Here is a 23,238-nt window from a genome sequence, read left to right as displayed (position 1 = left end):
GGGATCCTCCTCTTTCTCTCATAGTAATTATTATTTATTTAAAATTATTATAAATTAATTATTATTTAAAACTAGGTTCTTGTCAACTATTCCCTTCATTTTTTTGGAAACAATTTCAGTTAAGCAATCGATAAATACAGATTGTGAATTTGGCATATTTGGTCTAAAATATGCCACATTTAATTCATCAGTTACAACTTTACATTCGTAATCATTGTCATATAAAACTTCTAAATGCTCTGCCACAAAGCCAACCGGACAATATATGAAAGATTCATATCCACGCTCTTCAAATAAATCTCTCGTTAAATCTTGCACATCCGGCCCAATCCATGGATCAGGTGTATTTCCAGCACTTTGCCAACCAATTGTATAGTGATGAATATTTGCAGCCTCTGCAATTAAATCCGCTGTATGCTGCAATTGCTCTACATAAGGGTCACCTACCGCAATAATTTTTTCTGGTAAACTATGCGCTGAAAAAATTACGACAGCTTTCTCTTTGCCTTCAATCTTTGTAAATGTTTCTTTTATTTGCTCTGCCCAATACGAAATAAATTTCGGTTCATCGTACCATTGTTCAATTGGTTCAATAACAGGACCACCGATTTCTTCCGAAAGAAGAATAGCACGGTCATTATACGCTTTAATGCTAAATGTAGAATAATGCGGAGCTAATACGATACTAATCGCCTGCTCAATTCCATCGCGTTTCATCTCTTCTACTGCATCTTCTATAAATGGGGCAATATGTTTTAAGCCTAAGTAACAAGTAAATTCATACTCTGTAAACATATTATTCATTGAATCTGTTAATTTATGCGCTTGCTCTTTCGTAATTTTTGAAAGTGGTGAAATTCCTCCAATTGCTTTATAGCGCCCTATTAAATCTTGGAGTGCTTCTTCGGAAGGTTTACGCCCGTGGCGAATATGTGTGTAGTACGCTTCTACATCATCTAATGATTCTGGCGTTCCATATGCCATTACGAGTAAGCCTATTTTTTTCTTTGTCATCTATATAACACCTCAATTTTATAAATGAGAATCTTTTTCAAGAACATTTGTTTCCAATTATAACAACTAATAATAAGTACGTCAAAATAATTATTCTAAATAAATATTATTTCTAATATAATTTTGAATTTTATATGACAATTTATTTAATATTAATTGTCATATTTTAATTTGCTTCCATTTATGTAAAACGACTATGATATATAAGTGTTGAACGTACATAATACTCATTAAATACATTGCAAGGAGACATCATGACAAAAAGAATTTTAATCGCTGATGATGAAAAAGAAATTGTAGAGCTTATTGAGCTTTATTTATCACGTGAAAATTTTCATATTATAAAAGCCTTTGAAGGCGAAGAAGCCCTGCAGATAATCAAAAATGAAACAATTGATTTACTCATTGCCGACATTATGATGCCAAAACTAAACGGCTATCATTTAGTAAAAGAAGTTCGTAAAATAAAAACACTTCCAATCATTTTAATCTCGGCGAAAAGTGAAGGTTACGATAAAATTTTAGGACTTGATTTAGGAGCAGATGACTATATTACGAAGCCTTTTGATCCACTTGAACTTGTTGCGAGAGTGCAAGCTCAATTACGCAGACACTATCAATTCAATCAAACTCTAACGAAGCAACAAGTCATTACGTTAGGCGACTTACAGCTCGATACAGCAAGCTGCCATGTTTGTAAAAATGCAAACACTATTACTTTAACTTCTACAGAATATAAGCTACTTGAATTATTTATGAGCAATCCAAATCACGTTTTTACGAAGCGTCAATTATTCGAAAAGGTTTGGGAAGAAGACTATTTCGGAGATGACAATACAATTATGGTTCACATTAGCAACTTAAGAGACAAGATTGAAGAAAACAGCAAAAAACCTACCTATTTACAAACAATTCGTGGGCTCGGTTATATTTTCAAGGTATCAACATGAAGCGAAATAGTAGCCTATTTTCTATCTTCGTCATTAATTATTTCGCCATTATCGCCGTTACCATTATTTCAGTTGTCATTTTTATTAGTTTTATTCTGATTCGACTTTCTCATGACATCGAACGAGAGCCTGCACTTCTCAACATTGAAGCGAAAGATATCGTCCAAAGTAATTATAAAGAAATACGAGGAGACGCTGTTTTAAAGGCTGGCGGCTGGATCGAGATTATTCAAAACAATAAAGTTGTTCATGTTATTGGTGAGAAGCAAGATGCCGTAACTGAGTATACATTAAATAATTTGCAACATTACATGAATACCGACGAAACAAACTCTCAAGACTATAGTATGAATATCACTCCTTTTACTGGTAATGATGAGCAACCCTATTTTTGCATCGTTAAACTACCTCAGCAAGAAGCCACGAAAAAGCTATTCGAAAATATTGGCGTTTACGCTTTTCAAGCTTTCGGTATTGCTTTCGTTTTCTTTTTATGCGTTAACAGCTTATTGCTCTTCTTCTCTATTCGAAAGTTATCTAGACCAATGAAAAAGATTCAAATTGGTATTAAGAAGATGACAGAAGGCGATTATTCCAACAAACTTCAATTTCAAACGTATCATGAGATTGAAGAAATTAAAAATGCTTTCAACTATATGGCTCATGAGCTACAAATCGCACAAGAGGAAAAAATAAAAAGCGAAGAAAATAAAAAAAGGTTGCTTCGTGATATTACACACGATATCCGTACGCCAATGACTTCGATTGCAGGCTATTCTAAAGCATTAGTGGATCATTCAATGGATGAGCAACAACAGAAGAAGTATTTAACTTATATCCACGATAAATCATTGCAGTTAGATAACTTGATTCAGGATTTATTACATTTCACAAAATTAGACAACCCTGTATATAAATTGGACCGACAGCCTGAAGACATCACCGAATTTATTAAAGAAACGATTGTCACGTACTACGGGGAAATAGAAGCAAAAAACTTCGCATTGGATTTACAACTTTTAGAACATCCAAGTATCATTCAACTGGATCGAAAACAAATGGAACGCGCTATAGGAAATATTATTATAAATGCCTTGAAATATAATCCTATCGGAACGAAACTTACTATCTCTCTTTCGGAAACAGAAGACACAATTACTCTTCAAATTCAAGACGATGGCGTCGGTATCCCCTCCGATACAATCAATCGCATCTTTCTTGAATTTGTAAGAGGTGACGCCGCTCGTAGTAGCGATGGCGGAAGCGGGTTAGGCCTGGCCATTTCAAAACGGATTATCGAATTACATCACGGGGAAATTACTGCTCAAAGTGAAACGGATACCGGAACTCGCTTTATCATTACTTTACCAAAGCAAAAATAAAAAAGACTACGCGAAATCGTAGTCTTTTTACATATAACGGATTGCTCCAAACAAAACTGATAAACTAAAGAACACCACAGTTATAACCATCGCTTGCCTTTTGCTAACTCCCGCCACAATTTGTAAACCAACCGCTGTTACGATCAATGCCCAAATGGAGAATAATTCAAACTTGCTCCCAATTGCATATAACATCGTACCTTTTTCAAATAAACCAGCTAAGCTTGTGTATGCTTCTTTTCCACTTCCGCCTAGTCCAACAGCAATGAGTGCATTACAAAACCTTCCTAGCACCGTAATAATGCTCACATACAAAGTAAGGCATAATATTGTTTTGTATGTCGCATAGCTCTCCGTAAACATTAATAATGCTTTATAAACAAGTGCTGTAAACAAATATCCAAACAGCGCCATTATAAACGCAACCCCAAATCCCATTCCTAATGTAGCCCATAAAGAGACACCTGAGCCAGAAATTTCTGCGATTTCGGCTGCCTTTTGCATCCCTTCTTGCGTTCTTTCATGGGCGTATATTTGTATTGTCCCTGCCATACCTGATAAAATTAATACGATAAGTAATACTTTCGTTATCTTTATATCATTTTTCATTCTCTTATATTGCAAAACAGGATTCCCTATCATTCCAAATATAGATGGCTTCTTTTCTGCTTGTTCACTCATAATTCTTATTCCCTTCTAGTTTCTCTATTTTTTTCATTATTTCACAATAATACCTTTCCAAATTTGAATATACCCATCTTCTTTTACAAAACCAGCTTCAAATCCACGAATCGTAATTGCTTCTCCTACTTTTAATTCCGATGTTTGCACATCTTTTTGCAACTTTACTACAATCCGTTTCTCCCCTTCTAGTTCAACATACCTCTCTCCAACTTCTTTAATTGTCCCTGATACTTCAACGAATTTCCCGCTATATTTTTTCCCATCTTCATCTTCCATATAGTCTTTTATATATTGCTCTGCGCTAACAGCAATGATCATATCTTTTGAAGGATTTTGAATCGATTGATCTACTTGTCCCCATATTTCTTTCCCTAGAAAATAAATTCCCGCTCCTCCTAATAAGGAAAGAACTAAAAGTGTTAAACATCCCCACTTCAATACTGTTTTCATATTTGTTTCTCCTTTATGTCATTTTCTATATAAGCCATTGTAAGAAACAAACCTTTAGTTATATTAAGTTGAACCTTAAGATAACCTTAAGGTTTCGATTCTTCCAAACTATATAGAAACAAATTCTTTGTGGAACTTCATATCAACTTAAAGAATTCTCAATATTCTAGTTACTCATCCTCAAAATTTGCGTTTTATTATGAAACTTAGAAAAAAACAAACGGGTAACCGTTAAGGAGGAATTATAATGAAGAAGCCTTTTATAAAAAAATCATCGATTATTTCTACATTAACAATGGGTACATTTTTATCTACCGTTATCCCAACGAACGTTTTAGCAGAATCCCCAATTATATCCATACAACAAGAAATCAATACATCAGCTGAAGTTTTAAAATTATCATTTGACGAAAATTTGTCAGATAGTTCAACTTCTAAACATTCCATCGCTTTCAAAAATGGAAACCCTCTCTTTACAGACGGCCGCATCAATAAAGCTCTTCAATTTAAAGCAACGTCGCAAAAAGAAGCTTCCTATATTGACTTAGGAAATAACGAACAGTTTAAATTTGGCGAGAATACAAACTTCACAATAGCTTTTTGGATAAAATCATCTGGTGTAAACGCTGATCCAGCCATTATTTCAAACAAAGATTGGAACAGTGGCGGAAACTTAGGCTGGTTTGTCGGCTTAAAAGACAAATCGTTACTTTGGAACTTCAAAACTTCCGGTAGTTCTCGTGTTGATTCCACTATCCCTAATGTCGCTGATAACGCTTGGCATCATATCGTAATTTCACACGATCGTAATAGCAATGCAACGATTTATAAAGATGGAAAAATCGCGAAGCAAGTTGATATTAGTAAAATGAAAGGTACAATTGATACAAATTACACACCTAAAATTGGAGTGGATGGAAAAGGTTCTTTATTCGGAAATAACTTCAATATGAAACTAGATGATTTATCCATTTTCAAAAAATCCGTGACAATTGAAGAAGTTCAAGCGATGTATGAAGCCGCTCCACCAATTCCCGTTACGGATCTTTTAATCGATCAACCTTCTGTTCAATTAAAAGTAGGAGGATTTACTTATCTTCACACAGAGATAAAACCACTCGATGCCACAAATAAAAATGTTACATGGAAAAGCACCAATCCAAATATTGCAGAAGTTCAAATGGTTGATGGAAAAGTAAAGATAACAGGAAAAGCAACCGGAAAAACAACGATTCAAGCTACATCTGAGGATGGTAAAAACACAGTTCAATCTGAAGTTATAGTGGCAAACTCACTTGATATTAATCAAGATGGATTGTTATCGAATGATGACATAAACATGGCAAAAACATTTATCGGAAGTACTCCTACTCATGCAAACTGGAATGAAATAAAAAAAGCTGATTTAAATGAAGACAGCATAATAAACGAAATGGATATACAAATATTAGAAAAGGAATTAAATAAGCATAATACTTTCCCTTATAAACATGTCTTTATTATCGGCTTAGATGGGGCAGGCGTGGCTGTAAAAAATGCAAATGCACCTCATATTCAAAATTTCATCTCTAACGGCGCTAGCACTTATACAGCACAAGCTCTTTCACCAACGATGAGTGGTCAAAACTGGGCTGGTATTTTACACGGTTCAGTAGCAGATAAAACGAAAATAACAAATGCAATCGCTGAATCGACTCTATTCCCAGAAAATTCAACAGTCCCATCATTTATGAAAATGTTAAAACAAGAGCGACCAGATGCCACACTCGCATCATTCGTTGGTTGGAATCCAATTAATTTCGGCATTATCGAACAATCATCGGGTGCTTATTTACAATCTACACACGATGATGAGCTGACACCAAAAATTGTCGACTATATTCTTACGAAAGGGAAGGAAACAGATGTAACATTTATTCAATTAGATGAAATTGATGAAGCCGGCCACACTTATGGTCATGGAAGCCCTGAGTATATGAAACAAATTGAACGGACCGATCGTAATGTAAATAGCATATTAGAAGCAATTCGTGATGCTGGTTTAATCGATGATAGCCTTATTATTATGACAACAGATCACGGCGGAAAAGGATTCGGTCATGGCGGCAACTCTCCTGAAGAGAAAAATATATTCTGGGCAATAAACGGACCTGGAATAAACGCACCTTTGACTATTACAGCTCCAATGACAAATATGGATACAGCTGCTGTTGTAGCAAAAGCATTGCGCTTAAATCAGCCAGTAACTTGGGATGCAAAAACACCTGAAAATTTATTAACAACCTTCCCTACCAACATTAAATTAAATTCATCAGAACACACGCTAAAAGAAGGAGAATCATTTGAGCTTTCTCCTGAAATCAATCAAAATGTATCAAATAAAACATTATCTTGGACAAGTAGTAATCCGTTTATCGCTACAGTAGAAACAGCAAACGGAAAAACAACTGTCCATGCGAAACAAGCTGGTACTGTGACAATTACTGTAACAACTGCAACAGGAGAATATATGGCAACATGCAATGTAACAGTGCAACCAAATTATGTACCGGCTACAGGAATAAAGGTGGATGAACGTTCTTTCAAGCTTGACCAAGGAAATACAAAGCTTCTATCTGCTTCCGTTCTTCCTGAAAATGCAACAAACAAAAAGCTGAATTGGAAAAGCAGCGATTCTAGCATCGCTACACTAGAACATCAAAATGACAGAGCGTATGTAAAAGCTTTAAAACCTGGACGTGTTGTTTTAACAGCAACGACTGAAGACAAGAAATACAACAAATATATTTATATTGAAGTAAAATAAGAGAAAGAGCGGCTCACACCAGTAAGCCGCTCTTTTCTCTATTCTTTAATATTCACCCCATACTCTTTAAACCAAACATGAATTTGCGCTAAATGAGCTAAAAGCTGAGGACCAGTCATTAATTGACCGAACCAAGGGGACTGAAATGCACTGCCACCTGACTCAATTAATCCGCTCAGCTGCTCTTTATCAAATAGTTCGTGTAAAATTGATCCTTTATCCGTTAATAAATCTTGTAGCCATACTGTTACTGCTTTCGTATAGTGCGGATTATGCGTTTTCGGATATGGACTCTTCTTTCTATATAAAATGTCATTTGGAAGTAATCCTTCTAACGCTTTACGCAATAGACCTTTTTCGCGGTTTTTATACATTTTCATTTCCCAAGGAATATTCCACGCATATTCGACAAGTCGATGGTCTGCAAACGGAACGCGTACTTCTAAGCTTGCCCCCATACTCATACGGTCTTTTCTGTCTAATAATGTTGTCATAAACCATACCATGTTCAAGTAAAATAATTGTCTTCTCTTTGCTTCAATTGGGCTTTCTCCCTCTAAAATAGGAACTTCTTGAATGGATTCTTCATAACGCTGCTGTACATATTGTTGTAAATTTAATTTATTTCTCCATTCTTTTTTCAGAAGTTGTTCCCGTGCTTCTGTAGAGCGCATCCATGGAAATGCACTCGATTGTAAATCATCTTCTCTATAAAACCACGGATAACCACCAAATATTTCATCTGCACATTCCCCAGATAAACCGACGACAAAATCTTGTTTGATTTCACGACAAAACCATAATAATGACGAATCAATATCAGCCATACCAGGCAAATCACGAACGAGTACGGCTTCTGTTAAATACTGTGCTAATTGTTCATTTGAAATGACACAACGATGATGGGTTGTTTGAAACGTCTCGGTCATCAAATGAATAAACGGAGCATCTGAATTTGGCTGGAACGCATTCGCTTTAAAGTATTTGTCATTATCTTCATAATCAACAGAGTATGTGTGTAATTGTCCTTTCCCTGATCTTTCATATTCTCTCGCAGCAATTGCTGTAATCGCGCTCGAATCTACACCGCCTGATAAAAAAGTACATAGTGGTACGTCAGAAACGAGTTGCCTCGTAATTGCATCTTGTAATAAAAAGCGTGTTTTCTCTACTGTTTCTTCAAAGGAGTCTTCGTGCTTTTTGCTTTCTACATTCCAATATCTCCATATACATAAACCATTCTTTGAAAATGTCATTGCATGACCTGGACGTAATTCTTTTATACCAGCATAAATACCGTGACCAGGTGTTCTAGATGGTCCAAGACCGAATATTTCTGATAATCCTTCTAACGTTACTTCCGCTTTCACATCCGGATGAGCCAGTATCGCTTTTAACTCTGAACCAAATAATAATCGCCCACTATCATATTTATAAAATAGCGGTTTTACCCCTAATCGATCTCGCGCAATAAACACTTGTTCTTTCTGTTCATCCCATACGGCGAACGCATATATACCGTTTAAATGATCGACACATTCTTCTTTCCATTCAATATACGACGCTAATAGTACTTCCGTATCAGAATGACCTTTGAACGTATATCCTCTTCTTAATAGTTCCTTTCTAATATCTTCCGTGTTATACAGTTCGCCGTTATAGCAAATCGCATAATTCGTTTCATCTTTTAAACAAGTCATCGGTTGTTTACCACCCTCAGGATCAACAACGATTAACCGTTTATGGCCAAATGCGACATTGCCTTTAATCCAAACTTTATTATCATCCGGGCCACGCTTCGCTAACGTCTCGGCCATCTTCGTAACGACGTCCCTTTCTCCTTCTAATGAGCGTTTATAATCCACCCATCCTGTAATCCCGCACATACGAATCATCCTTCCATCTTATTTCTTTTCCTAAACGAGCAGTAATCCCCACCTTAAAGGTGCGGATCAAAAAAATGACAAACTTGACTATAATCTACTACCCACATACGGAATAGCATTTTCACTCAGTAAAACGTGTTTTATTGTATGCCCACCTATGTCTAGATGTGTCTAGTTATAAAGAATGCACGAACTGTCTATAACAGAAATAACTACTTTTCATAAAGGAGAAATCGTGTATGATACAACGTAACCATATTTTATATAACCAGCCTCGCGCTCATACAGTTGGTAATGTAGAATATATAAACAATGAATGGGTATTCTTTGATGATGAAAATGATGAAGCATTTTTATTAGAAGATATTGCCGAAGATGGCTTTGAGATTTTATATAACAACAACTGGCTACCAGCTCGTTTCTATGAGCAAGATGTATTACAAATCGCCAACGAACAGCACCACCTGCAAAACGGGGAAATGATACGAATTCGAAAGAAATTACTTCTTAGCTATACGGAATGGCTTGAGGAATTACCTGACTCTGTCTTTACGTTATTAACCGAATCATTGCAATCCCTTCATTACTCTTTATATGATTGCATGTATTGTCATAATTATTTATCCTTCTTACCGAAAGAAGAAGCACGCGAAGGAGTAAATATTCTTTTGTTTGATAACGAAGAGATGATTTGTACACTGCAACACCATTTCGTTCGTCACGCTACGTCAAATAAAAACATGTTTCGTTTTACGAAAGTAACCGGAGAAGAGTTACATATCGATGCTACATAAAATAAAAAAACCACCTTACCTCCCAAACACTTGAGATTATAAGGTGGTTTTATTTTTATTTGAATACGTACCAGCCAATCGGTAATTTTAGTCCTAAGTATATTACTGCTACTAACGCAACAATAAATAAGCCCCAAACCGCCCCTGTTGGTTTGTTTTTGCTCATTTTTACAAGAACCATTTCCATTCCACCGATAACTAAAATACCGGCTAACATTTTCATGCCGTACCACATGTGCATGCTACCTGTTGCTGTCTTCACAATACTCATGTACAACATGAATCCTGTCACAATAATGAAGATATACACTAGGCGAAGCCCCATATGTACACCTTTACCTTTTCTTCCTGCTGAATAAAGTGAATACGCAACGAAGAATAAAATTAAACCTAACGCCCATGCTGTAATATGCATATGTACCATCGTATCCCTTACCTCCTCTTTTCACACTTTTTCACTCTATATGATAACATGTTCATTTATTTTCAGGAAATGTTTCGCTTTTTTACATTTAAATGCTATAATATTTAGAGTATTTACAAACTTCTTGTAATAACAAAAGGGGGAACAATCATGATTCAAACTAAGGATATTATCGAACTTACAGACACATACGGGGCAAATAACTATCACCCACTTCCAATCGTTATTTCTAAAGCAGAAGGCGTTTGGGTAGAAGATCCTGAAGGAAACCGCTATATGGACTTATTAAGTGCATATTCTGCAGTAAACCAAGGTCATCGTCACCCAAAAATTATTAATGCTTTAATTGACCAAGCTAATCGTGTTACGTTAACTTCTCGTGCTTTCCATAGCGATCAATTAGGTCCTTGGTACGAAAAAGTTGCGAAACTAACTAATAAAGAAATGGTACTTCCAATGAATACAGGTGCAGAAGCTGTTGAAACTGCAATTAAAACAGCTCGCCGCTGGGCTTATGATGTGAAGAAAGTAGAAGCAAACCGTGCTGAAATCATCGTTTGTGAAGATAACTTCCACGGTCGTACAATGGGTGCTGTTTCTATGTCTTCAAACGAAGAGTACAAGCGTGGATTCGGTCCAATGCTTCCTGGCATTATCGTAATTCCTTACGGTGATTTAGAAGCGTTAAAAGCTGCAATTACACCAAATACAGCTGCATTCATTTTAGAGCCAATCCAAGGTGAAGCAGGAATTAACATCCCACCAGTTGGTTTCTTAAAAGAAGCTCTTGAAGTATGTAAAAAAGAAAACGTTTTATTTGTAGCAGATGAGATCCAAACAGGTTTAGGCCGTACTGGTAAAGTATTTGCTTGTGATTGGGACAATGTAACTCCTGACATGTACATACTTGGTAAAGCACTTGGCGGCGGCGTATTCCCAATCTCTTGCGTAGCAGCAAACCGCGACATTTTAGGCGTATTCGAGCCAGGTTCTCACGGTTCTACATTCGGTGGTAATCCACTTGCATGTGCTGTTTCTATCGCAGCTCTTGAAGTGTTAGAAGAAGAAAAATTAACAGAGCGTTCTCTTCAATTAGGTGAAAAATTAGTTGGGCAATTAAAAGAAATTGATAACCCAATGATTACTGATATTCGCGGTAAAGGCTTATTCATCGGTATCGAATTGAACGAGCCAGCTCGTCCTTACTGTGAACAACTAAAAGCAGCTGGTCTATTATGTAAAGAAACACACGAAAATGTAATTCGTATCGCACCACCTCTAGTAATCTCTGAAGAAGATTTAGAGTGGGCGTTCCAAAAAATTAAAGCGGTATTATCGTAATAATAGAGAGGTTGCCCTACATGTTGGGACAACCTCTTTCTTTTTATATTGATTTATACTAAAATAAAATTGTAATTTTCTGTATTTTATTTTAGAGAGCAGGTGCGATATGTTATTAAGGTATGGTAAACATATTAACTATTTAGCTACATCTTTTATTTTAGTTACATTCTTCGGCTTCCTAATTTCCGTAACATTGCTTAGTCACTACTCAACTTCTACTACATTCACATTACTGAAAGCATCATTTTGGACTGCTGTTATTCTTACTATCATTGGTTTTGGACGAGAAAAAAGTGCACTTACGGTTATACTATTTGGCATTTGTACACTTGCATTCATTGGTCTTTACACTTTTTCGATTATCGATTACCTCTATCACCCAAGACCATAGAAAAGAGCTATCTTTTCACAAGATAGCTCTTTTTTTATTTCACTACATTTCGCAAAGTACCAATTCCTTCTACTGTAATGACCACTTCATCACCAGCATGCAAAAACTTCGGTGGTGTGAAACCTTTCCCGACACCAGCCGGCGTTCCTGTTGCGATAATATCGCCTGGCTCTAACGTCATTCCTTTACTTATCGTTGAAATGATTTCTTCTATTGTAAAAATCATTTTATTTGTATTTGAAGTTTGCCTTACTTCCCCGTTTACTACCGTTTCAATGTGTAACGCATTTGGCGCACTCACCATTGATTTATGAATTAGATACGGTCCCATCGGACAAAACGTATCGAAACTTTTTCCAAGGAAAAATTGTTTATGCTTCCTTTGAATGTCGCGAGCAGTTATATCATTTATAATGGTATAACCAAAAACATGCTCAAGTGCTTTTTCTTTTTTTATTTGTTTCCCTCTCTTACCAATGATGATAGCTAGTTCTCCTTCATAGTCTAGTTCATTCGTTGCGTGGGGATGACTATTAATTTTTTCATTCATTCCAATAACTGTCGTTGGCGCTTTCGTAAAGATCATTATATTTTCTGGAATTGACTCTACTCCGCCCATTTCTATCGCATGCTCACGATAGTTCTTTCCAACGCAAAGAATATTCTTCCTTGGCCTTGGAATTGGTGCTAATATTTTCACCTCAGTTAACGGATAATACGCCGCTCCTTCATTTTCCTTCGCCCAATTTACAATATCACATATTTTTTCAAAGCATTCGGTTCCTCTTTCAATACACTCTAACATTGTAATCGGAATCGTAACCTTTTCCCCTTTTTGTCTTTGCGCTTCTCTTACATGTAATACCTTTTCTTCCTCTTCATCCACAATACCTACAAATACCTTTTCATCTTTTTTCGCCGTTACCAAACGCAATATTTCCACTCTCCATCCTAAAACTCATACCCTTTAATTGTATTCGCATCCGTAAGAAAAAAACCTTCTCATGCACGCTAATTTTTACAATATTCTTCTCATATCCTATTCGTTACTCCTTTATTTTTGGCGTAAAATGTAGAATTTTTACTTTTTTTAGCAAATGTGTTTCTTTTTTATGGGATTTTTGTATAATATGTACTACATATATACTAAAAATTTCATTTAGAGATGGAGCCGATTTCAATGTTTGAGCAAGCGATTGAAAAAAAACGCGAAAAAATGATTTATTTTGCTGAACGCTACGGAATGACTTCTCAAAAAACAGTGGATTGTAGCCAAGAACTGGACAGGCTCTTAAATGTAATTTGGCATGTACATACTGATTTTCACACTAATCACACACTCGATACACACACGCAATAACGCGTGTGTTTCTTTTATAAAAAAAACACACATTTTATTGAAAACGCCCATACAATAGTAGAAAAGAAAATTTTAAAAACGAAAGGTGTTTTGTATGCCAGCCATGGTCGGACATATTCGTATCGTCAATATTGGATCAAGTGGTATTTTTCATATTGGAGATGTATTTGCGATTAGGCCTATTAGTTATTCACGTGCTTTCGCCGGGGCCGGCTCTTTTAATGTGGGAGATAACGTTTCTGTCTACAATTATCAAAGCGCAACGACTGTCAATGATTCCGATGTAATTGATCAAGCGATAATTGGTTCAACTTAGAGGAGGCGATTGCATTGAATTTTTACGTAAACCAAAGCATCATCATTAACAGCATTAAAATTGATAGCATTACAACCTCTTCTGTATTCCAAATCGGTACTGCTGGAAGTATTAAAGCTCTATCTAAATTCTCAAATAGTGGTGGATTTACAGAACCCCTTCGCCCATTACAGGCAAAAGGACAAATTATTTCTATCAAACCATCAACTAGTTCTTCTTAAGACATCCTTGTCATAAATATATAGCAGGAATATATTTACCCTCCCTATCGAAAAGGAGGTTTCACAAATGAATCAAGATATATATACTTACTTACACCAACTTCAACAAGCTCTCCAAACACAACAAGCAGCCATCCTGAACCTAGAAGATCAAGTGCGTCTATTACAAGAAGAGCTTAACGAATTAAAAAATCGCCCCTCCTCTTCTGTAGGAAAAGTGGAATACAAATTCGATCAATTAAAAGTAGAAAACTTAAATGGCACTTTAAATATTGGTTTAAACCCATTTTCAGCAAAAGGACAGCAAATTGAAGATTTCCAAGTGGATACAGAAACTTTGAAGGTCAATCCTGAGACTGACACAAATCCAGACTTTTACCAAGGGGTTCTTCAAGAAATGCATCGTTACTTAGATGAAGAAGCATATAATCGAATTCTCCATTTTGAACAAGAAGAGAGAACGCCGCTCGATGAAATGTATCGACAAATGATGGTTGATGACATAAAAAAACAGATGGAGCATAGACTTCCTTATTATTTAACACAAGCGCAATCATATGAAGGGATTTCAACAGATCCAGATTATTTACGAGATATCATTATTCAAGCGATGAAACATGATATCGACAAAGCCTTCCTCTCTTTTATTCAACACATACCGGGCAATTTCCGAAAGGAGTAAGTATGTATGAATCTTAACGTTGTAAATCGTGAATTAAAAGTCGGCCAGATTAAAATGAACGGTGTATCGTCATCCGCACTCTTTTTAATTGGGGATGCGAATCTCCTCATTCTATCTTCTATTCTTGATACACCATTTGAAACTGTTACAGAGGGGCCGTTTGTACCATTAGTCACGGATGTCCCTCCTACTCCAGGTTAAGGAGACTGAGAAATTATGTTACATCATGTGTCCGTTGTTCAAAATGTTTCTATTATTTCTTTAGGAATTACTGCCGTGTTTCAAGTTGGAGACGCGAATCAAATGGAGTTAAAAAGTAGGGCTCTTGCCGTCCACAGGGAAATTCCTTGTTATATAAAAGGCGAAGGTCGCTTAGATGCATTTGCAATTTTTACAGATGAACATGTCACAATCCCAAAACGAACGACAGATGTAAAATTAAATATTGTAAATGAATGTCCTTTTATTGAAGTGAATGACGTTGAATTACGAACACTTTTAAATTCTGGTTGCTTTCAAATTGGAAATGTTGATTATGTTTTTAATAACTCTCGTATTATGCAAATTCGCCAATATATTACGGATGAACCTTCCGCTCAATAATTCATATAGTAATTAAAAAGCTTAGTAAGGTAGGTGGATGGTATGCCTTCCGTTGTTGGAAATCTCGTCGTTCAAAACAGTAACGGTTCTTTTAATTTAGGGGATTTTTATAACGTATCTCCGAAAGAAAATACGAAAGCTTATAATGGATCCGGAGCTTCCAATGTTGGATTTGTCGTAAACACTTTTAGCGGCGTTAGTGCAACAAATACGTTTGATTCTGATGTGGCCGATCAAGATCAGATTGGAACAGCGTAAAAAAAAGTAGGAGATATTCTCCTACTTTTTTCTTTTATCTCATTCAAGATTATCAAAAAAACCACTGTTTACTGTTTCATTTTATTTAAATGATAATCCGCTCTCCTCCAAAGCTTTTCTAAGCTTCGGCAAAGATGCTGGTCCCATGCCATGTAGTTTTAAAATTTCTTTTTCACTATACTTTGAGAGTTCTTCTATAGTGTGAATTCCATGATGTTGCAACGCATTTCGTGCTGGTGATGAAAGAAGTGAAAGAAATCCTGTTGTTGGTTTCTTTTCTTTCTCACAAGCTGGGCAAGTTGGACAATTGCTACTTTTATAGTATTCATGTCCTTTTTCACACGTTCTTAACGTTTTTTCCGTTGCCATCTTCAAGTCCCTCTATTCCTCAACTTTTACAACATGATTGCCATCAAAGAAGTATAAGCATTTCTCTTTCACAGGATGTTGCAAGCTTTTCTCAAGTGCCTTTGCATATAACGAAAGCTGCACTTTATATCGATCTTCTAAAATCGTTTTCGCTTGATCAAATCCACCTGGGAACTTCCCTTCAATCGTATCCGTTTTAAAATCGATTAAAGTGATACCATCTTCCTCTTCAATCATGCAGTCGATAACCCCTTGGACAAGTATCGTTTCGTCACTCTTACCTTGCCAATCTTGATACGCCTCTTCTGCTGCAAGCATCATCGTAAATGGTACTTCACGCTCAACACTTTTCGCCGCTAATACCCTCTTACCTAGGTCACTGTCAAAGAATGAAATCACTTTTTCAATTGCTATTTCTTCAGCTTGTTCGAATGTTAATAATTCCTTATTTACCATTCCGGCAATTTGCTCTCGAATCACTTCTTCTGTAATCGGCTTCTTCAAATCAACATGCTGCATAACAGCGTGAACTGCCGTACCTCTTTCAGCGTACGTTAATCCTTTTTTCTCCATGAAACGAGGACGTGTTCTAATTGGCGCACGTAGTTTTTTAATAAAGGCATTATCGCTGCCTTCTTCAGATTGATAATTTCTCTTTATTTCTGTAACAGACTGTTTCGCACGGTGAGATGTTGCTTCCTCATATCCGTACTTCCACATTAATCTGTCGTATACTTCATCTTTTCGTTCACTTTGTAGCGGAACCGCTTTTTTCTCACGAAGTGCTTCTAGTAATTCTTGTTTCTCTTCTTGAACCGGTTCTGGTGCGAGTAACGTTTTGCCGTCAACAACTTCTACTTTCCAGCTCATATCATAGTCATAAATTTCACCTGGAATGCTTCCTTGTCCTAATTCAAGAAGCATTTCACTATCACGATGTCTATATAATGAAGGTGCAATCCAATCTAAATAACAAGACGCTCCGGCACGAATGTGATCAGGTAATAACCAGTCACTATGCTCCCTTGCATCGAGCCATTTTTCCATTTCTTTATTTGCATCCTTAACTGTTCCGATTAAAATTAGCTTTTCTTTTGCACGCGTTAACGCTACGTATAATACGCGCATTTCTTCCGCGATTAATTCCATTTTCATTTTACGCTTAATTGCTAGTTGCGATAATGTCGTATATTTAATTCGTTTACGCGGGTCGATAAACTGTGAACCGAAACCGAAGTCTTTATGCAGTAAGAAACGTTTCATTAAGTCTTGTGTATTAAAACGGCGACCTAGTCCCGCAACAAACACGACTGGGAACTCAAGTCCTTTACTTTTATGAATCGTCATAGTACGAACGACATCTTCTTGTTCACCTAAAGCTCTCGCCGTACCCATATCATCACCGCGTTCTAAAATACGCTCAATAAAGCGTAAGAAGCGGAATAACCCTCTAAACGATGTTGCTTCATATTGCCTTGCGCGGTCATATAGTACGCGTAAGTTTGCCTGCCTTTGCTTTCCAGCTGGTAAACCGCCGACAAAGTCGTAATAACCTGTCTCACCGTACACTTTCCAAATCAAATCAGAAAGAGACTGTTGGCGCGCAAATTCACGCCATCCTTGCAGTAAGTTATAGAACCACTCTAATTTATCATGTAATTCTTGTTCTTCTTCAAGCGGTGCCCCTTTTAAGAATGAGCTCATTACTTCATAAAACGAACCTTTCTTTCCGTGAGCACGAAGCGTCGCAAGTTCTTCATCATTTAGTCCAACGATTGGCGAACGAAGTACGGCGGCAAGCGGAATATCTTGCATTGGATTATCAATCACGCGAAATACATTCATCATAATATTTACTTCTGTTGCTTCAAAGTAACCAGTCGCAAGATCAGCGTATACTGGAATTCCTTGCAGCTTTAACTCTTCCATAATTTGCGGCGCCCACGGCATCGAACGAAGTAAAATAACGAAGTCGCGGTATTGTACAGGGCGCATACTATCATTTTTACGGTCATACACTTCATAACCTGAATCGACCATCGCTTTGATGCGCTGCGCCATAAGACGAGCTTCAAGCTGCGCTTTTTCTACTTCGGTACCTTCTTCTCCGTCTTGCACTTCTTCTTCAGTTTGCTGAATGCATAATAGTTCAGCTGCTACATCTTCACCTATTGGATAGCTAGCACCTAGCTTTAATTCAGCGTCAGCATCGTAATCGATTTCCCCAACTTCTTCACCCATAATTTGTTTGAAGATGAAGTTCGTTCCTGCTAACACTTCATGACGACTACGGAAATTTTTCGCTAAGTCAATCTTCATTCCGCCGGCTAATCCTTCTTGCGTAAAGCGTTTATACTTTCCTAGGAATAAGCCTGGTTCTGCTAGTCGGAAACGATAAATCGACTGTTTTACGTCGCCAACCATGAACAAGTTCCCTTCACTCTCAGAATCTTTCGTTACGAATTTAATAATGGATTCCTGCACAAAGTTCGTATCCTGATATTCATCGACTAATACTTCAGCAAATTTATTACGATATTGAAGCGCTACTGCTGATGGCTTCATTTCACCACTTTCACTTTGTTCACTTAAAATTTGTAAACAGAAATGCTCTAAATCTGTGAAATCGACCATTCCTTTATCCCGCTTCATCGCTTGGAAACGCTCTGTAAATACTTTTACAAGTTGAACAAGCTTTTCCAATACAGGGTGCATATCTTGAAAATCTCGTAAGAAACTTTCAGGTTTGCGGCTAAATAACTCTTCTTGTAATTTTTTCACTTCATCTTTCGCTTTATTACGAAGAGAGTCTACTTGTTTTACAACATCCTCGTTGTAATCACTTTTCTTAATGCGCTTTAACGTTTGCCACGATACATTTTGCATCGCTTCATACACACTTGTCCATGACTCACAAGCAGCTGACGATAACGTTCTAAGTAAAGTTGCATCTGCTTGCAAGGTTTCAACACGGGGCGCCGGACCGTCAGGAAGCATTGCGAGTTCAGTCGCTTTACGAATATGCGCCTCTGCTGTTTCAAGCTGAAATTTCACATCTTCTAATAGATAAGAAGCATACACTAAATCTTCAATTGTCTTTCCTTCTACGTCGTATGCTTTTACTAATTTATCGAGCCATTTTTCCGGATTTGGATGCGCTCTTGATTCTGTATGAAGCGCTAAAATCATACGCTGTAAGTCATCATCACTACGATCACTCGTATAACGATCAACGAGTTCAAAGAATATCGTATTATCTTCAATTCCATACTCTGCTTCTAATATGTCATCTAATACTTCTTCTTTTAACAATTCATTTTCCGTTTGATTCGCAATGCGGAAACGAGGATCAACATCAAGCATGTAGTAGTATCCTCTAATGACTTGTAAACAAAATGAATGGATTGTCGAAATAGAAGCTTTATTTAATAGGCTCAGCTGCTTTCTGATGTGCTGCGATCCTGGCTCATCAATCAATACTTTTTCTAACGCTTCCCCAACTCTGTTTTTCATCTCTTGCGCCGCTGCATTTGTAAATGTTACAACGAGCAGGCGGTCGACATCGACTGGATCTTCTTCATTTATAATCTTTTTAATAATACGTTCAACTAATACTGCTGTTTTCCCTGATCCAGCTGCTGCTGCAACTAAAATATCACGTCCGTTCGCTACAACGGCTTTCCACTGGTCATCTGTCCACTGACTACCTTCTGGTTTTTTAGGCCAATTTTCAATCATTCTCCGCCAACCTCCTCTCTAATTTTCTCCATCGCTTCGCTATCTTTCATCTCTTTTAACGTACGGAACTGGTTATCTTCAAGTGATTCATCGAACTGACAAACAGATTTGAAGTTACAGAACGTACACGCCGCTTTATTCCCCTTTTTGTAAGGGGCAATATCGATCACACCTTCTGTAATATCTTTTCCGATATTTTCAAACGTATGGTGTACATATTTTTGCAGTACGTTAAACTCTTGCTCACTGGCAATACTCGAACGCGCACTAAAGCTACCGTCTTTTTTCAGACCAGCAGAAATAATATCTGAGCTTCCTGTTGAAAGTTTGTTATCCATTAAGCGAACAACGTCAGCGTCTCCTAGTACGAGACCTTTCATTTTAAATTTCTTCAAAATTTCCTTTTCAATTTCTGCTTCAGATGCGTCACCTTTCACCTCAACGATCGGGTTATGAATATGGAAGTACAATACACCCGCTGGTGATGCTGCGTGGCCTTTTTTCATCCACGTATGTGCATTTGAAGTAACAACATCTAAATACGTTAACATTTGAAGTGCTAATCCGTAATACACTTCCGTTAAATCTAACGCTTTTGAGCTTGATTTATAGTCAATAATTCGTAGGAACGTTCCGCTTTCATCTTCTGCCTTATCAACACGGTCAATACGCCCGACAACTTCCATCTTTACACCATTTGGTAATGAGAATTCCATCGGTGGAAGTGATCCTGTACCTCCCATACCGAATGGCACTTCTAAATCAACTGGTACGAAACCACTCGACTTCGCATGTTCCCGTAGAATGATTGACGTTCGGAAAATAATTTGTTGTAATTTTTGTTTTAAGTAGAAATGACGATTTGAACTTAATAAAATTTGTCTTTGTAATAACGGTGCAATTTCTTCTATTACTACAGCAGAAAGATGCTCACACTCTTTTATTGATAAATCCGCCCAAGTACGGTTTTCACGTAATAGCCTGTCTGCAATTCTCTTCAGCGCTGCATGGAATAGTTCCCCGATATCTGGCGCATCCAGTTTGAAAATATCACGCTCTCTTAAGGATAAACCGTGCTGCGCGAAATGAGCATATGCGCAACGGTTAAATAGTTCCATACGAGAGACGCTTCCTTTTATTGTGTCTCCGTATAAATCTCTACTTACAACTGTACTTAGCTTTTGCGCACGATTTCGGTAGAATAAGCTTGATAATACGCGGCTGCTTTTTTGTTTCCATTCATCTGAAGTTACGTAGAAATTATAGACATCCCACCAAAAGTCTAAATTCCCTTCAAATCCATATCGCTTCCACGTTTGTAGTTGCTGCATAACATATGACAACGTTACTTCTGGCGTTGCTACGTATGAAATTTGTTCCGAACGTGATAAATCATTTACGTCATTCGTAATAAATGTATCTTTCACATCAGGGAACATCCTTTTTATTTTCTTAATAAAGCTAGACGCTAGTAACGTCTTCCCTTCCTCATCTGCGAGCGGGCATGAAATATATAATTTCTCAGTTGCTCTCGTTACCATTTGGTACATAACGAACTGTTCTTCTAATAAAGTTTGTCTCGTCGTTGGCGCAAGTTCAATACCTGCAACGCTAAGAACATCTCTTTCCTCATCAGAAAGCATCCCTTCATCCATAGGTGCTGCCGGAATCACACCTTCATTCACTCCAATGACGAATGTTGCTTTCACATTTGATAATCTAGAACGATCAATATTAGCAATTAACACTTGGTCTAATGACGGCGGAATGTTTGCGAATTGAAGCGCCTCAAGACCTGTAGACATAACATCTGTAAACATAGAAAGTGACATTTTCTCTTCGCCAAGCATCTCAACGAACGTATCAAGAAGACTCATTACTTCTTCCCATACTTGCTCATGGTCTGTCGCAAATAAGAAATCTCCGCTCTCTTCTGCACGAATACGTAATGCTTCTAATTTTTTCGGAACGTCAAGCTCTTCTAAAAATAAGTAAACTGCTTCGCACATTTGCCTAACTGTTCCCGCACGCTTCAGTCTTTTTTGCATACGAATAACAGGCGTTCTTACAACGTCGCGTAGCCTGTTTATTTTCTCTTCCATTTCACGTTCACTGTCTGTAATCATCCCGTCTGTATCGTCAAGAGAACGATAGCGACGATACATCCACGGATCCTCAGAAGTCCATCTCTTCCCTTGTACACCGTACGCTAAACAGTAGTTTTCAAACTCATCCATCTCTTCGCGCATCGTTTCTTTTCTTACGTCTAGCGGATATAAAAGCTCTGTTTTCACGCAGCGGAACACTGCATCATAACGCCAATTCCCGCTAATAATCTCGAGTGTAGAACGAATACATTCTACTAGCGGATGGTGTGACATCGGGCGTTTTTCATCGATGAAGTGTGGGATATTATAATCTGTAAATAGCGTTCGCATCACATCGTAATAACTTTCTCCGTTACGAAGAAGAACTGCAATATCTCGGTAACGATAGTCTTCATCTGCCACAAGTCTACGAATTTCACGAGCGACACCTTCTACTTCAGCTCGTAAATTAGCTGCTGTACTAATTGTGACACTTGCTTCTCCGTGAAACTTTTCATTTGGACGTGCTTCGTAATGCGTTTCTAAATGTGCTAATGCTTGCGAATGAAAACGCGGTTGTTCCATAAGTGGAATTGTTTTTTCAATTTCTATTTTCTCTTCACGTGCTATTTGTTTTATTTTTTCATACGTTAACGTCGTTTCATAAAATAAATCTAGCTCATTTACTGGCTGTGCTAACGTTTTTTCATCTATCGTTAACGTGATCGTAACTCTCGCTCCACAAATCATAAGCTGTCTTACAATTTCTAGCTCTTGTGGGGAGAATGAATGAAATCCATCTATATAAATTTCAGCCCGATTTACATATTCAGACTGTGGAAGCTTTTCCACTAGCAATTGTAGGTAGTCTTCTGAATCTAAATATTTTCCGATTAAAGCACGTTCGAAATCATCATATAATAGTTGTAAATCATACACTTTATTCGCTAATAGCTTTTGTTCGGCACTGCTACTATGCGCATCTAATTGTTGCCACATTTCATATACGTTAGATGGCGTCACGTTGTAACGTTTAAACTCTGCAATCATACTACCAAGATGTTCAAAGAAACCATTTTGCTCCGCTGCTTTTTGGAACACCGATAATCCGTCTTTGCGAGACTCTACAATTTTACGAAGTAACATATGTACGCCCGCTTCATCAATGTGAAGACGACTCGCTCCGCCAACTTCTTGCAGTACCTTCCATGCTAATCGTGAAAAACTAAAAACTTGTGCCCGAATAGAACCTCTAACATCCTCACTACCAATTAACGCCTGCTGCGTTTGGAATGTCATCTGTTCTGGCACAAGATATAATATTGTTTCCCCTCTCGGGCGTTGTTTTAACTCTTCTTGCACTTCGTGTAAACAAAGTGTACTTTTTCCACTTCCCGCTCTACCAATCACAAATCGAAGTGACATGTAACCCCACCTTTCACTTACATAACGAACGTTAGTTTGCTACTATAATTGTAT

At 37.3% G+C, this 23,238-nt stretch carries 22 protein-coding genes; 13 read left to right on the top strand and 9 right to left on the bottom strand.

Translation table 11 applies throughout. The annotated features are described in order from the left end of the window. Window positions 1–54: 54 nt before the first annotated feature. Window positions 55–1,014 (bottom strand): ferrochelatase, encoded by a 960-nt coding sequence (gene hemH, locus KZZ19_RS05790; RefSeq protein ID WP_237979823.1) that lies wholly within the window; start codon window positions 1,012–1,014, stop codon window positions 55–57. Window positions 1,015–1,268: 254 nt separating this feature from the next. On the opposite strand from hemH, the gene KZZ19_RS05785 reads away from it, so the two are divergent. Continuing rightward, window positions 1,269–1,964 carry a response regulator transcription factor gene (locus KZZ19_RS05785; RefSeq protein ID WP_237979822.1) on the top strand — a complete coding sequence of 232 codons (696 nt, stop codon included), beginning with the start codon at window positions 1,269–1,271 and terminating at the stop codon, window positions 1,962–1,964. Beyond that, window positions 1,961–3,346 carry a HAMP domain-containing sensor histidine kinase gene (locus KZZ19_RS05780; RefSeq protein WP_237979821.1) on the top strand — a complete coding sequence of 462 codons (1,386 nt, stop codon included), beginning with the start codon at window positions 1,961–1,963 and terminating at the stop codon, window positions 3,344–3,346. The genes KZZ19_RS05785 and KZZ19_RS05780 overlap by 4 nt, the downstream gene beginning before the upstream one ends. A gap of 27 nt (window positions 3,347–3,373) precedes the next feature. Here KZZ19_RS05780 and KZZ19_RS05775 read toward each other — a convergent pair whose 3' ends face one another. Both KZZ19_RS05775 and KZZ19_RS05770 read right to left on the bottom strand, forming a co-directional pair. After that, entirely contained in the window at window positions 3,374–4,027 is a 654-nt protein-coding gene (locus KZZ19_RS05775) for a YIP1 family protein (RefSeq protein WP_237979820.1), read from the bottom strand. Between the two features lie 36 nt (window positions 4,028–4,063). Beyond that, on the bottom strand, window positions 4,064–4,480 hold the full coding sequence (locus KZZ19_RS05770) for an OB-fold protein (RefSeq protein ID WP_237979819.1): 417 nt from the start codon (window positions 4,478–4,480) through the stop codon (window positions 4,064–4,066). A 247-nt stretch (window positions 4,481–4,727) separates the two neighbouring features. On the opposite strand from KZZ19_RS05770, the gene KZZ19_RS05765 reads away from it, so the two are divergent. Next, complete coding sequence (locus tag KZZ19_RS05765; protein ID WP_237979818.1) at window positions 4,728–7,286, top strand: Ig-like domain-containing protein; 2,559 nt, start codon at window positions 4,728–4,730, stop codon at window positions 7,284–7,286. A 38-nt stretch (window positions 7,287–7,324) separates the two neighbouring features. Here the strand turns inward: KZZ19_RS05765 and asnB are convergent, their stop codons facing one another. After that, window positions 7,325–9,172 (bottom strand): asparagine synthase (glutamine-hydrolyzing), encoded by a 1,848-nt coding sequence (gene asnB, locus KZZ19_RS05760; RefSeq protein ID WP_237979817.1) that lies wholly within the window; start codon window positions 9,170–9,172, stop codon window positions 7,325–7,327. Between the two features lie 239 nt (window positions 9,173–9,411). On the opposite strand from asnB, the gene KZZ19_RS05755 reads away from it, so the two are divergent. After that, the gene (locus KZZ19_RS05755) at window positions 9,412–9,966 is read left to right on the top strand and encodes a DUF2777 domain-containing protein (protein ID WP_237979815.1); all 555 of its coding nucleotides are present in this window, start codon (window positions 9,412–9,414) and stop codon (window positions 9,964–9,966) included. A 55-nt stretch (window positions 9,967–10,021) separates the two neighbouring features. On the opposite strand, the gene KZZ19_RS05750 is transcribed toward KZZ19_RS05755, so the two are convergent. After that, window positions 10,022–10,390, bottom strand: coding sequence for a YisL family protein (locus KZZ19_RS05750; RefSeq protein ID WP_088095510.1), 369 nt, complete (start codon window positions 10,388–10,390; stop codon window positions 10,022–10,024). A gap of 150 nt (window positions 10,391–10,540) precedes the next feature. Here KZZ19_RS05750 and rocD point away from each other — a divergent pair, with 150 nt between their 5' ends. Further along, window positions 10,541–11,731 (top strand): ornithine aminotransferase, encoded by a 1,191-nt coding sequence (rocD, locus tag KZZ19_RS05745; protein ID WP_088095509.1) that lies wholly within the window; start codon window positions 10,541–10,543, stop codon window positions 11,729–11,731. A 109-nt stretch (window positions 11,732–11,840) separates the two neighbouring features. After that, entirely contained in the window at window positions 11,841–12,125 is a 285-nt protein-coding gene (locus KZZ19_RS05740; protein ID WP_098343164.1) for a hypothetical protein, read from the top strand. A 34-nt stretch (window positions 12,126–12,159) separates the two neighbouring features. Here KZZ19_RS05740 and KZZ19_RS05735 read toward each other — a convergent pair whose 3' ends face one another. Continuing rightward, window positions 12,160–13,059, bottom strand: coding sequence for a fumarylacetoacetate hydrolase family protein (locus KZZ19_RS05735; RefSeq protein ID WP_170930122.1), 900 nt, complete (start codon window positions 13,057–13,059; stop codon window positions 12,160–12,162). A 246-nt stretch (window positions 13,060–13,305) separates the two neighbouring features. Here KZZ19_RS05735 and KZZ19_RS05730 point away from each other — a divergent pair, with 246 nt between their 5' ends. The 7 genes from KZZ19_RS05730 to gerPF all read left to right on the top strand — a co-directional run bounded on the left by KZZ19_RS05730 (window position 13,306) and on the right by gerPF (window position 15,565). After that, window positions 13,306–13,485 carry an aspartyl-phosphate phosphatase Spo0E family protein gene (locus tag KZZ19_RS05730; RefSeq protein WP_088095506.1) on the top strand — a complete coding sequence of 60 codons (180 nt, stop codon included), beginning with the start codon at window positions 13,306–13,308 and terminating at the stop codon, window positions 13,483–13,485. A gap of 94 nt (window positions 13,486–13,579) precedes the next feature. Then, complete coding sequence (gene gerPA / locus KZZ19_RS05725) at window positions 13,580–13,801, top strand: spore germination protein GerPA (RefSeq protein ID WP_001111187.1); 222 nt, start codon at window positions 13,580–13,582, stop codon at window positions 13,799–13,801. A gap of 14 nt (window positions 13,802–13,815) precedes the next feature. Next, a complete protein-coding gene (gene gerPB, locus KZZ19_RS05720) occupies window positions 13,816–14,022 on the top strand; it encodes a spore germination protein GerPB (RefSeq protein WP_001012506.1) in 207 nt (68 codons plus the stop codon). A 67-nt stretch (window positions 14,023–14,089) separates the two neighbouring features. Further along, on the top strand, window positions 14,090–14,704 hold the full coding sequence (gene gerPC / locus KZZ19_RS05715; protein WP_088095505.1) for a spore germination protein GerPC: 615 nt from the start codon (window positions 14,090–14,092) through the stop codon (window positions 14,702–14,704). A 6-nt stretch (window positions 14,705–14,710) separates the two neighbouring features. After that, window positions 14,711–14,905 carry a spore germination protein GerPD gene (gene gerPD / locus KZZ19_RS05710; protein WP_001052807.1) on the top strand — a complete coding sequence of 65 codons (195 nt, stop codon included), beginning with the start codon at window positions 14,711–14,713 and terminating at the stop codon, window positions 14,903–14,905. 15 nt (window positions 14,906–14,920) lie between these two features. Beyond that, entirely contained in the window at window positions 14,921–15,307 is a 387-nt protein-coding gene (locus KZZ19_RS05705; protein ID WP_237979813.1) for a spore germination protein GerPE, read from the top strand. 42 nt (window positions 15,308–15,349) lie between these two features. After that, complete coding sequence (gene gerPF, locus KZZ19_RS05700) at window positions 15,350–15,565, top strand: spore germination protein GerPF (RefSeq protein ID WP_001141570.1); 216 nt, start codon at window positions 15,350–15,352, stop codon at window positions 15,563–15,565. Window positions 15,566–15,646: 81 nt separating this feature from the next. On the opposite strand, the gene KZZ19_RS05695 is transcribed toward gerPF, so the two are convergent. Genes KZZ19_RS05695 through addB form a run of 3 tightly spaced genes read right to left on the bottom strand, consistent with a single transcriptional unit; the run spans window position 15,647 to window position 23,184 of the window. Continuing rightward, on the bottom strand, window positions 15,647–15,934 hold the full coding sequence (locus KZZ19_RS05695) for an RNA polymerase alpha subunit C-terminal domain-containing protein (RefSeq protein WP_237979811.1): 288 nt from the start codon (window positions 15,932–15,934) through the stop codon (window positions 15,647–15,649). A gap of 12 nt (window positions 15,935–15,946) precedes the next feature. Next, a complete protein-coding gene (gene addA, locus KZZ19_RS05690) occupies window positions 15,947–19,672 on the bottom strand; it encodes a helicase-exonuclease AddAB subunit AddA (protein ID WP_237979809.1) in 3,726 nt (1,241 codons plus the stop codon). Beyond that, a complete protein-coding gene (addB, locus tag KZZ19_RS05685) occupies window positions 19,669–23,184 on the bottom strand; it encodes a helicase-exonuclease AddAB subunit AddB (RefSeq protein ID WP_237979807.1) in 3,516 nt (1,171 codons plus the stop codon). The genes addA and addB overlap by 4 nt, the downstream gene beginning before the upstream one ends. Between the last annotated feature and the right edge of the window lie 54 nt (window positions 23,185–23,238).

The sequence above is a fragment of the Bacillus thuringiensis genome (genome assembly GCF_022095615.2).
Classification (GTDB): domain Bacteria; phylum Bacillota; class Bacilli; order Bacillales; family Bacillaceae_G; genus Bacillus_A; species Bacillus_A cereus_AG.
Note: the sequence above shows the minus strand (reverse complement) of the source record. Positions and strands in the feature narration are given on the sequence as shown.